Origin of the sequence: Streptococcus sp. zg-86 (assembly GCF_017639855.1) — a bacterium.
Taxonomy (GTDB): domain Bacteria; phylum Bacillota; class Bacilli; order Lactobacillales; family Streptococcaceae; genus Streptococcus; species Streptococcus zhangguiae.
The window spans coordinates 2,041,749-2,055,080 of sequence record NZ_CP072115.1 but is presented as its reverse complement, the minus strand read 5'-3'; the positions used below and the strand labels follow the sequence as shown (position 1 = coordinate 2,055,080).

Sequence of the window (13,332 nt, the reverse complement as noted above, 5' to 3'; positions counted from 1 at the left end):
GCACTACCCAATAAAGTATCGAAAAATGCTGATTTGGATATGAATAGAGTATTAACTGTTTTCCACAGGAAGTAAGATTTTTAGTTGAACCCAGTTGTCCTCCTTGTTGAGTGTTAGACTGCCGCCGTATTTTTGGACAATAAAGTCCATACTTTTCAGGCCGATACCATGGAGATTTTTATCTTCTTTTGAAGTGCTGGGAAATTGTCCTGTGGATAAGTCAAGATTAGAAGTGTCATAATTATCGAGTCGAATGACGATAAATTGGCTGTGTTGAGAGACTTTTAAAGTCATAAGACGTTGCTCGGCTTGGCTGATTTTTTCCACAGCTTCAATGGCATTGTCAATCGCATTTCCAAAAAGAGCAGAGATGTCCATAATGTCCATGAAATGGAGAAGCTGACCCTGTACGATACAAGTAAAATTGATACCGTTTTGGAGACAGTATTGATTTTTTTGTGTCAAAATCGTATCAAGGACGGGATTTCCTGTCTCAATCTTAGCTTCAAAATTCTGAATGGCTACTGTCATTTCCTGGAGGTATTGTTGTTGCTTTTGCTTGTCTGCTTCTTGTTGGATAATGTAGAGCTGATGCTTGAGATCATGGGCTTTTCGGCTGATGAGATCATTATTTTCTCGATAGGCTTGGTATTGTTTATACTGCAGTTGGAACATGTTGTGGATGGCAACCAATTCTTCACGTAGATAGCGATCGTATTGCTGGGACTCTTGTGTGAGAAGGAGTAGAATACCAGAGAAATTGACCGTCGTTCTGAGGATAAAGATACTTGTTGAATCTTGAAATTGGGGTGTCCCAGAGAGGATAAACCCAATATTACTTAAAATAAAAATGGTTAATGAAGTAAAAACAGCGACCCAAACCTCTCGTTTTTCAATACTATTTTGCAGCTCTTCTAGGTTGATTTTTCGATTTTGCTGATAGAAGAGAAGGAAAGAGATGCTGGAAATGACTCCCATAAAAAGAGCCTGTGTCCACAAGTTATCCACAGGTTGTGAATAAATCGTGAGGCAGTAAAGATGCCAGGCAAGAGAGGCGACTAATTCTGCAGCGATAAAGGCCTTTGCAGTCAAATAAAGGGCAGTCTTATGTTGTTTAACACCCAGTAGGTAAATTGAGGCAAACATCCAAGAGATATTGATACCCATGCCGATTGTCCACAAGAGGATAGGGAATTGGCCAGCTAGGAGTTGCAGTAGAATTTGAGCCGGAAAGATGAGAAGCAAGGTTCTCACTTTTCGCAACCATTCCATGTTGATAATCAGGGGAAGACAGACCAAGCAACAGGCGACTGCTTCAGATAGTGCGGTATAGACTCGTGGAATATCTGGAAAGTGTGTCATCATAGCAAGGTGTCTCCGATGTAATTGGTCAGAGCAGTCATGAAATCTTTCTTACGAGGTCGACTGATTTGCAAGGGTTCTCCCTTGATATAGGCTAGATTGCCTTCGATTTTTTCCACATAAGCGAGATTAACAATATAGCCGGAATTAGAACGAAAGAAACTCTTTTTATCGAGCAATTGCTCCATATTTTTTAAGGTATTGCTAATGGTAATGGTTTCTTGCTTGCTATGGATATGGAGTTGGTGGCCGTCACTTTCCAGATAATAGATATCTTTTTGAGGAATTTTAAAAGTGGAAGCCTTATTTTTAACATAGAGATAGTGCTGCTCCTCTTCGGAGCTTGGTAGTTTTCGGAGCATTTTTTTGAAATGTTCTTCAAAAACGAAGTTGCTAAGCGGTTTGAGGAGAAAGTCGATTGCTTCAACAGAATATCCCTGAATGGCTACCTGAGAATGGTTGGTTACAAAGACAATCAAGACTTCCTTATCTACTGCGCGAATTTTTTGAGCAGTCGTCATACCGTCCATGATTTCCATTTCCACATCCAAATAAATAATATCAAAGCGATGCTGGTAGTCACTAATAATATCAATACCGTCGTTAAAACAGGTGATATCTACAGGGCGTTTGATCTTTTGGCAGTAGTTGTGAATATACTTACTGAGTCGTTCTTGCTCGACTTTTTGGTCTTCTACAATTGCGATGTTCATACTAGTCCTTTCTATCTGTTTTCTTTAGTATACCAAAAATTAGAAAAAGAAAATACTATTTGAAAAAAGACAAATTATGCAGTCTAAATGACAGATTATGAAGAAAGGGTTTTCACAGATTGTTTGATTTGGTAAAGTAGGTTTATAAAAAGAAAAGGCTTTCAAGCCATTGAATTATTTAGGAGGGTCTTATGAAGACTTGGAAAAACAAAGGACTAGCTTTGGTATCTGCTGGTACACTCCTTAGTGTTCCAGTAGCTGCTGAAGATTATGCTAAATCCTATCAGTCATGGGATGCAGCGGGTATGGTAAAGACGACCTTGATTGTCGCTTCAGTTGCAGTAGTTGCTTTACTGGCATATGCGATTTACCGAATTGTGCAGAACAAGCCGTTGAAAACAGTTAAGAGCAAGGTTGCAATGGGATTGCTGTCACTACTCAGTATTGTGATTGTAGGTGCTAACTATGCGGTGAACATGTTTGTAAACGTGATTGACACCTATTTTGCACCCTCTTATGCCGATGAAGGTAAAATCAAGGATGCAGAAGCAGTTTCCAAACAATTGGTGACAAAGATTCAAGAAGAAGGTACGGTTCTTTTGGAGAACAAGCAGAAAACCTTGCCACTTGAAAAATCATCAAAAGTCAATGTATTTGGGATTTCTTCTGTTGCAGTGACCTACGGTGGTTCAGGTTCGGGTTCAGCCGATGAATCAAAAAATATCAACTTGCAACAGGGTCTTGAAAATGCAGGTTTTAAAGTCAATACTGAATTGACCGATTTTTATAAAGAAAACTTACCGAAAAAAGAGGGAACCAATATCTTCTCATTAAACGGTGGAGATTACAATATCTATGAGCCAAGTCAAGACAAGTATTCGGAAGAGTTATTGAAAAATGCCAAGGCTTTCTCAGATACGGCTCTTGTTGTCATTTCTCGTAATGGTGGTGAAGGGGCAGATCTTCCTCAATCCATGAAAGATTATGAGCAAGGGCAAGCAGATAAGCATTATCTGGAGCTTCAAGATGTTGAAAAAGACATGCTTGAAACCGTTAAGAAAAACTTTGATAAAGTCGTCGTCTTAGTGAATTCATCTAATGCGATGGAGCTTGGTTTCCTAGAAGATGAAGGTGTCGATGCAGCCCTTTGGATTGGTGGACCAGGTTCAACAGGTCTTGATGGTGTAGCGCGCATCTTAGCAGGTGAGGTCAATCCGTCAGGTCGTTTGGTAGATACCTATGCCTATGATATGGCTTCTGCTCCAACATACTGGAATACAGGAGACTTCTCTTATACAAATATTACCTATGAAAATACTCCATGGGGTGCAAAAGAACCACAAACCTTTAACTACAAATTTGTCAATTACCAAGAAGGAATCTATGTCGGCTATCGTTACTACGAAACACGTTTTGTAGATAATGTGACAGGCAAAGTAGATGAAGCAGCGTATCAAAAAGCGGTTCAATACCCATTCGGATATGGTCTATCTTATACCAACTTTAAACAAGAAATCACCAGCATGAAAGAAGATGGTGATGAGATTGAAGTGAAAGTGAAGGTCACAAACACTGGTGAGGTTGCTGGTAAAGATGTAGCGCAAGTCTACTATACAGCACCATATACAGCTGGTGGCATTGAGAAATCGCACGTCGTTCTTGCTGGATTTGGTAAAACAGAGGAACTTGAGCCAGGTAAGAGTGAAGAATTAGCTATTCGCTTTGACCGTGATGACCTTGCATCCTATGATGAGAAAAATGAAAAAGCCTATGTCTTGGATGCTGGAAATTATGAGATTAAATTGATGAACAATGCTCATGATGTGCTCGATTCGAAGACTTATACCGTTGCTCAAAAAGAAGTACGCACACAACGCACATCTGATAAGGCTGAGGTAACAAATGCCTTTGAATATGCAGTAGGTGATGTTAACTATGTGACTCGTAACGATTGGGAAGGAACACTTCCAACGGAACGGACGAAGGACAAGGAAGCAACAGATGCGGTTGCAAAAGAAGTCGATCGTGAAAACTTCCGAATTGATGCCGATGCTGAAACACCAGTTGACAAGGTAGAAGCTGAAAAGAATGGTCTTCGTTTGGCAGATCTTGTTGGCGCAGATTATGATGATGAACGTTGGGAAAAATTGGTTGCTCAAATGACAGTAGCTGAGATGACTGCCTTGATTGGGCATGGTGGTTATGCAACGATTGCGGTTAAATCAGTTGATAAACCGGCAGTAGTGGATCTTGACGGACCTGCGGGAATCAACGGTATCTTCCAAGGCATCAAGGGAATCCAATACAATTCAGAAGTGGTTGTCGCCTCTACTTGGAATACAGCGCTTGCTGAAGAAATGGGTGATGCTTTTGCAAAAGAAGCCTTGGCTCATGGAATTGTCGGTTTGTACGCTCCTGCAGTGAATATTCACCGTTCTCCATTCTCCGGTCGAAACTTTGAATACTATTCAGAAGATCCTGTCGTATCAGGTAAAATGGCTTCTGCCCTAGTGAAAAAAGCCCTTGACAATGGTGTCTATACCTTTACCAAACACTTTGCTCTCAACGATCAAGAAGACAATCGTGAAGGTGTTGCAACTTGGTCAAACGAGCAAGCGATTCGTGAAGTCTACCTCAAAGCCTTTGAACTTCCAGTCAAGGAAGGTGGCGCAACAGCAATCATGTCTTCCTTCAACCGCATTGGTACTCTTTGGGCTGGTGGAAACAGTGACCTATTGAATACGGTTTTACGTGACGAGTGGGGCTTCCACGGTATGGTAATTACAGACTTTGATGGTCAAAATTACATGAGTCCTGACCAAGCGATTCGTAACGGCGGAGACTTGATGCTGACTCCTGTAGGAGATGATCCAACAGCTCTTTCTACTGGTACGAAAGAAGGAGTTGCAGCCCTTCGTCAAGCAAGTAAAAATATCTTATATACCATTGCACATTCAGCAGCACTTGATATTTACAAACCAAAAACAAAATGGTGGTTGGTTGTCCTTGTAGCGGCAAACATTGTTCTGGTTGCGCTAGTAGGGCTTGGTCTTGTGAAACTAACTGCAAAGAAAAAGAAGTAGCATAATGAACGAAGAGGTGTGAGGACGATTCGTCCTCCTCTCTTATTAGAAGGAGAAGTATGAAAGAGTGGATTGCCAAACATCCTGATTTGTGGGAATTTATTAAGTTTAATGTTTTATCAAATATTGCAACGATTACGAATTTCGCAGTTCTGTGGTTGTCAACAAACTTTCTATTTACCGCTTTTTCAGGGCAAGATTTTCACTGGCTGATTTTCCATTATACAGCAGCAGATCATGGTGGTTTAAATGGATTTCTATCCTTCCTGTTAGCTTATGTTGTTGCGCAGATTGTGAACTATATTGTTCAGCGGAAATTGGTTTTTGGAGCGGAAAATGATATATCAAAAACCCTCCATTGGTATATCTTGACGGTGGTTGTGGCAGGTATCTTATCCATTGTCTTACCACCCTATTCCACTCAGTTATTCACATCATGGGGCTTGAGCTTAGGCTGGGCTCAAACGGCTGCCAACTGGGTTAATATCCTTGTCCAAGTTGCCGTTAACTATCCGATGATGAAATTTGTCATTATGAAATAATGGAAAATGCTATTCCCCCAATGCTGAGCCGTTGGGGGAATTTTGTATCCCCTTCAATTGTTGAAAACAGATTATGTCGGAAACTTGTCAATTTATGAAGAAAGCGTTTTAATTCTTGTTCTTCTTTGCTATGATAGGTTCAGTAGAATAGAAATACTACTCATCAAACATCAATATCTGACGTCGTTAATTCATCTTGCTGAACTCTAGTTCTACCTACAGTTTCGTTGCCTAGTCAGATTTTGATTTTTTATAGAGTATAAGTGGGGAAAAGTATGAAACATCGTGAGATTATTGAGCAATTAACCTTAGCAGAAAAAGCAGCTCTGATGTCTGGTAAGTCTGTTTGGGAAACCAAGGATTTTCCAGAAAAAGGAATTCCGTCCGTTTTTCTATCAGACGGGCCACACGGTATTCGTAAGCAAGAAGGAAGTGGAGATCACCTAGGCTTGAATGCTTCCGTTCCAGCGACTTGCTTCCCAACAGCAGCGACTCTTGCAAATAGTTGGGATCCAAATTTGGTGGAAGAAGTTGGGGTAGCCTTAGGGGCAGAAGCAAGTAGTTTGGGTGTTCATGTGGTCTTGGGACCTGGACTCAATATCAAGCGGAATCCCTTGTGTGGACGTAATTTTGAATATTATTCAGAAGATCCATATCAGGCAGGAAAAATGGCAGCAGCTATGATCCGTGGTCTGCAATCTCAAGGTGTAGCAGCTACGCCAAAACATTTTGCGGTAAATAGTCAAGAGCTTCGTCGTATGGCTTCTGATTCCGTCGTAGATGAGCGCACACTGCGTGAAATTTATCTGACAGGATTTGAAATCGCTGTTCGTGAAGGAAATCCGAAGGCGATTATGTCTGCTTATAATAAGATCAATGGGATTTATGCTAATGAAGATAAACGATTGTTACGAGATATTTTACGGGATGAATGGGGCTTTACAGGCTTTGTGGTCTCAGACTGGGGTGGCTCAAATGACCATGTTCTTGGAGTTGAAAATGGCAGTCATCTGGAAATGCCAGGCACGACAACGGTTGGTCAAAAGGAATTGATTGTTGCAGTCCAATCTGGGCGTCTGTCTGAACGTGTGCTCGATGAGCGCGTGGATGAGCTGTTGCAGGTTGTCTTAGAATTAGCAGCACAAGAAAAGCGTAGCATTCATCCTGAGGGACAGCACCGTCTAGCGCAACGAGCAGCTGCAGAAAGTATTGTCTTACTAAAAAATGACGAACAAATCCTCCCACTTAAAGCAGAAAAAACAGTTGCTATAATTGGAGAATTTGCTCAAAATCCACGTTATCAAGGAGCAGGTTCTTCCCTTATTAACGCTAGACAGGTAGAAAATACGGTGGATAGCATTGTGGATTATTCCTTAACAGTTGTTGGCTATGCACAGGGTTACCAGCGAATTGACCAACCAGATGAAACCTTGGTGACAGAAGCGATTGCCTTGGCGAAGCAAGCGGATACTGTCTTATATTACATGGGCTTGGATGAAATTAGTGAGAGTGAGGGGCTAGATCGTAGCCATTTGAATTTGCCGCAAAATCAGCTTTATTTACTTGGGAAATTAGCAGCAGTTCATGAGAATATTGTCGTAGTCCTATCAGCAGGTTCTGTCGTTGATATGAGTTGGACTCAGCATGTAAAAGCAGTAATTCATGGTTATTTGGCAGGTGAAGCGGGGGCAAGAGCCATGCTGGATGCGCTGACTGGTATCGTCAACCCAAGCGGAAAATTAAGTGAGACCTATCCAGTGAATCTGGCAGACGTCCCTTCTTCGAAAGATTTTCCTGCTGAGGGTGATTATGCACTCTATCGCGAGGGTCTATACGTTGGCTACCGGTATTTCGATACCAGTAAGAAAGCTGTTCACTATCCATTTGGGTATGGACTGTCCTATACAACCTTTGCTTATAGCGATCTCCTTGTTCACGAAACAGGAATTTCTGTAACCGTGACCAATACGGGTACTTGTGCTGGTGCTGAAGTCGTGCAATTGTATGTGGGGAAAGAAGACGGCGCTATTTTCCGTCCCAAAAAAGAATTAAAAGGTTTTGCAAAAGTGTATTTGGAAGCAGGTCAATCAAAAGAAATAACGATTTCCTTTGATGATAAGACTTTCCGTTACTTCAATACCTTGACCAATTCCTTTGAAGTTGAAGGAGGAGTCTATCAGCTTTACATCGGTACAAGTGTGTCAGATATTCGTTTGGTGGCAGAAGTAACGCAAGCAGCTACAACTGATCAATTACCTGATATGGCAGGACTAGAACGCTATCAATCTGGTCAGGTTGATCAGGTGACAGATGAAGAGTTTGCTCGTTTGCTAGGCCGACCAGTACCCGTGGAATCTTGGACAATTGGTCAAGAATTGCGACTCAACGATCCCTTATTGAAGTTGCAGTATGCCAAGAGTGGATTGGCTCGCTTGATTTATAAATTGCTACATCATTTATTGAAAAAAGCTGAAAAGAAAGGAAAACCAGACCTGAACTTACTGTTCCTTTACAATATGCCATTTAGAGCGCTTGCTAAAATGACAGGCGGCATGTTGGATCAACAAATGGTTGCAGCTATTTTAGTCATCGTGAATGGTCACTTTATAAAAGGTGTTAGCCAATTATGGAAAGCCTTTCGTGCCAAGAACAGTTACCAAAAGCAACTTTCGTAAAATTATGGTAAAATAAATAAAAAATCTGCCAGCTTGAGCTGGCAGATAATTCATTGATAGGGAGTAGGAGATGACTTTATTAAGTATTGCCATTCCGAGTTACAATGCGCAAGAATATCTACATTACTGTGTTGAATCACTCGTTGTTGGAGGTGATTTAGTCGAAATTTTAATTGTCAATGACGGTTCAAGCGATCGTACACAAGAAATTGCGGAACAACTAGCAGCCAAGTATGCCAATGTTCGAGCGATTTATCAAGAAAATAAGGGCCATGGTGGAGCAGTAAATACTGGTATGCGGGAGGCTACAGGTCGCTATTTTAAGGTAGTAGATAGCGATGACTGGGTCGATACGAGAGCCTACCTCAAAATCCTTGAAACCTTGACAAGTCTCGAAAATAAGGGTCAGTCCGTAGATGCTTTTATCTCGAATTTTGTCTATGAAAAAGAGGGACAATCTCGTAAGAAGAGCATGAATTACCAGAATGTCTTGCCGACTGAGCGTATTTTTACTTGGGATGATGTAGCAGCCTTTTCAAAGGGCCAATATATGATGATGCATTCGCTGATTTATCGGACAGACCTGCTAAGAGAAGTAGGTTTGGTGTTACCAGAGCATACCTTTTATGTAGACAATATTTTCGTCTTTACACCGCTACAAGCTGTCAAGACCATGTATTATCTGCCGGTTGATTTCTACCGTTATTTTATTGGGCGTCACGACCAGTCCGTTAATGAATCGGTAATGATTAAGCGGATTGACCAGCAGCTGAAGGTGAATCGTATCTTGGTGGACAGTTTGGACTTGGATGCCATTGATCAACCTGATTTGCGAAGCTATTTACTCAATCATGTGGAGATTACGACCATTATCTCTTGTGCCCTTCTTAATCGAGGTGGGACAGCAGAGCATATGATGAAAAAGCAAGAATTGTGGAAATACATTCAAGACAATAATCCAGCCCTCTTTAAAATCGTTCGCAGTGGCTTGTTGGGTCAATTGACCAACTTATATGGCTACCCAGGACGGAAGATTTCAAACGCTGTCTACAAGATTGCAAAGAGCATTTACGGATTTAATTGATAGGAGAAATCAATGCAAAAATTGGGGAAAACAGGACTAGAAGTCTCTCGAATCGCACTAGGCTGTATGCGCATGGCCAGTTTGGAGGCATCAGCAGCTCAAGTAGTTGTTAAAACGGCTTTAGAAAATGGCATTACGTTTTTTGACCATGCAGACATTTATGGTGGTGGGGAATCAGAGCTTCGGTTTGCAGCAGCTGTGAACGAATTGGGCATCCGTCGTGAGGAGTACATTCTGCAATCTAAATGCGGTATTCGCAAGGGATATTTTGATTTTTCAAAAGAGCATATCCTAACTTCTGTCGATGAGATATTAAAACGATTGGGAACTGATTATCTCGATGTCCTAGCCCTTCATCGTCCAGATGCCTTAATGGAGCCAGAAGAGGTTGCAGAAGCCTTTAGTCAGTTGAAACAAGCTGGGAAAGTCCGCCACTTCGGTGTCAGCAATCAAAATTCCTATCAAATGGAATTACTCCAGTCTTATTTGGATGAGCCTTTGGTGGTCAATCAGTTGCAATTTTCACCTGCCCATACTCCCCTTATTGATATGGGCTTACATGTCAATATGAAAGAAGATGGAGCAACTGTCCGAGATGGCGGTGTCTTAGACTATTGCCGCTTGAAAGGAGTAACCGTTCAGGCCTGGTCGCCATTTCTGATTGATTTACAAAGAGGAATTTTCGTTGATCATCCAGATTATGCCAACTTAAATCAGACGATTGAGCGCTTAGCTGCGCAATACCATGTTTCACGTGAAGCAATTGTCGTAGCCTGGATTTTGCGCCATCCTGCTAAGATTCAGACTATTGTAGGTTCTATGAATCCTGATCGGTTGGCTAACATTGCCGCAGCAGAACAGGTGACCTTGACACGGCCTGAGTGGTATGACATCTACACGAGCGCAGGAAACAGTCTACCGTAACAGAAGGAGATTGGTTAGTAGCTATGTTGGCTGTCCGCTTGATTAGTGTGATGTGTCCTTAAACAGTCTGAATAGTAAATAGAAACAAGGTCGGGTACTTTTACCTAGCCTTTTTCTATCAAGCAAGGATTTTCGAGAAAATTCACTCGAATTGTTCCCGATTTGCCTGCTTTTATGATAGAATAGTTAGGTATAAAACCAAGAATAGATGGAAGATGGGCATGCAGGTTTGTGCTACTGGATTCCATAATCGGAGAGAGGAAAATATGAAACGTTCGATGTATGCGGGACGTGTTCGGAAAGAACACATCGGTCAAGAAATTACTTTGAAAGGTTGGGTTGGTCGCCGTCGTGACTTGGGTGGCTTGATTTTTATTGACTTGCGGGACCGTGAAGGAATCATGCAGTTAGTTATTAATCCTGAGATGGTATCTAGTGATGTGATGGAACAGGCTGAGAAAGTGCGGAGCGAGTTTGTTCTTGAAGTAACAGGACAAGTTGTTGCACGTGAACAGGTCAACGCTACTCTACCGACAGGTGAAGTCGAGCTACAAGTGTCTAGCCTGACGATTTTAAACGTAGCCAAAACAACTCCGTTTGAAATTAAGGATGGTATTGAAGCAAGCGATGATACTCGTCTTCGCTACCGCTATTTGGACTTACGCCGTCCTGAAATGCTTGCAAACTTTAAATTGCGAGCTGCAGCAACACATAGTATCCGCAATTATTTGGACGAACTGGAGTTTATCGACGTTGAAACACCGATGTTGACCAAGTCAACGCCAGAAGGTGCGCGTGATTACTTGGTGCCAAGTCGTGTGAGTAAGGGGCATTTTTATGCTTTGCCACAAAGTCCACAGATTACCAAGCAATTGCTTATGAATGCTGGTTTTGACCGCTACTATCAAATTGTGAAATGCTTCCGTGATGAGGATCTGCGTGGAGATCGCCAGCCAGAGTTTACACAAGTTGACTTAGAAACCTCCTTCTTATCTGAGCTAGAAATTCAAGATATAGTAGAGGGCTTACTGGCGCGTGTCATGAAAGAGACCAAAGGAATCGATGTTGCTCTACCATTTCCTCGTATGAGCTATGACCATGCCATGAATGCTTATGGTAGCGATAAACCGGATACTCGATTTGAGATGCTCTTGCAAGACTTGACAGATCTTGTAAAGGAAGTTGACTTTAAAGTCTTTTCCCAAGCTCCTGCTGTTAAAGCGATTGTAGTCAAAGGTGCAGCAGACAATTACTCGCGTAAAGACATTGATACATTAACCGATTACGCTAAGCAATTTGGGGCAAAAGGCCTAGCTTGGATAAAGGTTACAAATGGTGAATTGACAGGTCCAATTGCCAAGTTCTTGACAGCTATTACAGAAAAGTTGACAGAAGGTTTACAATTAGTAGACAAGGATTTGGTTCTATTTGTCGCAGACGAATTAGAAATTGCGAATAATACATTAGGAGCGCTTCGTACTCGTCTTGCTAAGGAACAAGGCTTGATTGATGAAAGCAAGTTTAACTTCTTGTGGATTGTGGATTGGCCAATGTTTGAATGGTCAGAAGAAGAAGGTCGTTTCATGAGCGCTCATCATCCATTTACACTTCCGACAGAAGAAACAGCACATCATTTGGAAGGCGATTTGGCAAGTGTTCGTGCGGTTGCCTATGACATCGTATTAAATGGTTATGAATTAGGAGGTGGAAGCCTACGTATTAACCAAAAAGAGATGCAAGAGAAGATGTTCAAAGCGCTTGGTTTTAGTGCTGAACAGGCTCATGACCAATTTGGTTTCCTTTTGGAAGCGATGGACTACGGTTTCCCACCACATGGTGGACTTGCAATCGGATTGGACCGTTTGGTCATGCTCCTAGCAGGTAAGGACAATATTCGTGAGGTAATCGCCTTTCCTAAGAACAATAAGGCCAGTGATCCAATGACCCAAGCTCCAAGTACGGTAGCCAACAGTCAATTAGAAGAATTAGCACTTCAGATTCAAACAACTAATGAATAGATATTTTAGAAAACTTCGTATTCAATTCTTGAGAAAGGCAAGGCGCAATCGTTTTTGGTCTGTCATCTCGAGTGTCTCAAAAGAACGCTATGCAGAGCGTATATCCGGATCAATCATTTATGGAATTTTATCCAGTATAGCTGTCAATTTCTTTTTCCGACCAGGAAATGTCTATTCTTCTGGAGTAACAGGAATTGCACAAATCGTGTCTGCAATCTCTATTACCTACTGGGGCTTTGAAATTCCGCTGGCTCTAGTCTACTATGGTCTAAATATTCCCTTGCTCCTCCTTGCTTGGTATAAGATTGGGAACAAATTTACTATCTTCACTTTTATCACCGTTAGTTTTAGCTCTTTCTTTATCCAGTTTATGCCCCATATTACCTTGACGACAGATCCCCTGGTCAATGCTATTTTTGGTGGGCTTATGCTGGGGACAGGAATTGGTTTTGCCCTTCGGAATAATGTGTCCAGTGGCGGAACAGATATTGTTAGTATCTTGATTCGGCAAAAGACAGGAAAGCAAGTTGGGAGTATTTCTCTGATTGTCAACATCTTGATTATGCTAGCAGCTGGAGTGACCTTTGGTTGGAAATACGCCTTGTATTCGATGATTGCCCTCTTTGTTTGTAGTCAGATGACGGATGTGATTTATGTCAAGCAAAAGCGCATGCAGGCCATGATTATCACCAGTCATCCGAATCGTGTTATCAAGATGATTCAAAAGAAATTGCATCGTGGAGTGACCATTATCAATGGTGCAGAAGGTGCCTACAATCATGAAGAAAAGACCGTTCTGATTACCATTATTACCCGAGCAGAATTTAATGACTTCAAGGCTATTATGAAGAAGACCGATAAGGCAGCCTTCGTATCGGTGGCCGATAATGTCAATATTATCGGACGCTTTGTCGAGGCTGAGGAATAAGGT

At 41.7% G+C, this 13,332-nt stretch carries 9 protein-coding genes; 7 read left to right on the top strand and 2 right to left on the bottom strand.

Features of this window, described 5'->3' with window-relative positions; genetic code table 11:
* Positions 1-51 precede the first annotated feature (51 nt).
* A complete protein-coding gene (locus tag J5M87_RS09590) occupies positions 52-1,365 on the bottom strand; it encodes a sensor histidine kinase (protein WP_230082339.1) in 1,314 nt (437 codons plus the stop codon).
* Positions 1,362-2,075 carry a LytR/AlgR family response regulator transcription factor gene (locus J5M87_RS09585; protein WP_154607628.1) on the bottom strand — a complete coding sequence of 238 codons (714 nt, stop codon included), beginning with the start codon at positions 2,073-2,075 and terminating at the stop codon, positions 1,362-1,364. The genes J5M87_RS09590 and J5M87_RS09585 overlap by 4 nt, the downstream gene beginning before the upstream one ends.
* A 191-nt stretch (positions 2,076-2,266) precedes the next feature.
* Between J5M87_RS09585 and J5M87_RS09580 the strand changes: the two genes are divergently transcribed.
* From J5M87_RS09580 to J5M87_RS09550, 7 genes are all read left to right on the top strand, one after another.
* Positions 2,267-5,158, top strand: a complete 2,892-nt coding sequence (locus J5M87_RS09580) for a glycoside hydrolase family 3 protein (RefSeq protein ID WP_154607627.1) — start codon at positions 2,267-2,269, stop codon at positions 5,156-5,158.
* Positions 5,159-5,217: 59 nt separating this feature from the next.
* Positions 5,218-5,700, top strand: coding sequence for a GtrA family protein (locus J5M87_RS09575; RefSeq protein ID WP_067091443.1), 483 nt, complete (start codon positions 5,218-5,220; stop codon positions 5,698-5,700).
* A gap of 275 nt (positions 5,701-5,975) precedes the next feature.
* Positions 5,976-8,375: a glycoside hydrolase family 3 C-terminal domain-containing protein gene (locus tag J5M87_RS09570; RefSeq protein WP_154632435.1), complete on the top strand. Its 2,400-nt coding sequence runs from the start codon at positions 5,976-5,978 to the stop codon at positions 8,373-8,375.
* A gap of 70 nt (positions 8,376-8,445) precedes the next feature.
* Positions 8,446-9,459 (top strand): glycosyltransferase family 2 protein, encoded by a 1,014-nt coding sequence (locus J5M87_RS09565; protein WP_154607625.1) that lies wholly within the window; start codon positions 8,446-8,448, stop codon positions 9,457-9,459.
* 12 nt (positions 9,460-9,471) lie between these two features.
* A complete protein-coding gene (locus J5M87_RS09560; RefSeq protein WP_154607624.1) occupies positions 9,472-10,383 on the top strand; it encodes an aldo/keto reductase in 912 nt (303 codons plus the stop codon).
* A gap of 266 nt (positions 10,384-10,649) precedes the next feature.
* A complete protein-coding gene (aspS, locus tag J5M87_RS09555) occupies positions 10,650-12,401 on the top strand; it encodes an aspartate--tRNA ligase (protein ID WP_154607623.1) in 1,752 nt (583 codons plus the stop codon).
* Complete coding sequence (locus tag J5M87_RS09550) at positions 12,394-13,329, top strand: YitT family protein (protein ID WP_154607622.1); 936 nt, start codon at positions 12,394-12,396, stop codon at positions 13,327-13,329. Before aspS ends, J5M87_RS09550 begins: the two co-directional genes overlap by 8 nt.
* Positions 13,330-13,332 lie beyond the last annotated feature (3 nt).

Coding starts and splice junctions, on each gene's coding strand:
- aspS (WP_154607623.1), top strand. CDS start 10,650: ATGAAACGTTCGATGTATGCGGGACGTGTTCGGAAAGAACACATCGGT.
- J5M87_RS09575 (WP_067091443.1), top strand. CDS start 5,218: ATGAAAGAGTGGATTGCCAAACATCCTGATTTGTGGGAATTTATTAAG.
- J5M87_RS09560 (WP_154607624.1), top strand. CDS start 9,472: ATGCAAAAATTGGGGAAAACAGGACTAGAAGTCTCTCGAATCGCACTA.
- J5M87_RS09565 (WP_154607625.1), top strand. CDS start 8,446: ATGACTTTATTAAGTATTGCCATTCCGAGTTACAATGCGCAAGAATAT.
- J5M87_RS09580 (WP_154607627.1), top strand. CDS start 2,267: ATGAAGACTTGGAAAAACAAAGGACTAGCTTTGGTATCTGCTGGTACA.
- J5M87_RS09590 (WP_230082339.1), bottom strand. CDS start 1,365: ATGATGACACACTTTCCAGATATTCCACGAGTCTATACCGCACTATCT.
- J5M87_RS09550 (WP_154607622.1), top strand. CDS start 12,394: ATGAATAGATATTTTAGAAAACTTCGTATTCAATTCTTGAGAAAGGCA.
- J5M87_RS09585 (WP_154607628.1), bottom strand. CDS start 2,075: ATGAACATCGCAATTGTAGAAGACCAAAAAGTCGAGCAAGAACGACTC.
- J5M87_RS09570 (WP_154632435.1), top strand. CDS start 5,976: ATGAAACATCGTGAGATTATTGAGCAATTAACCTTAGCAGAAAAAGCA.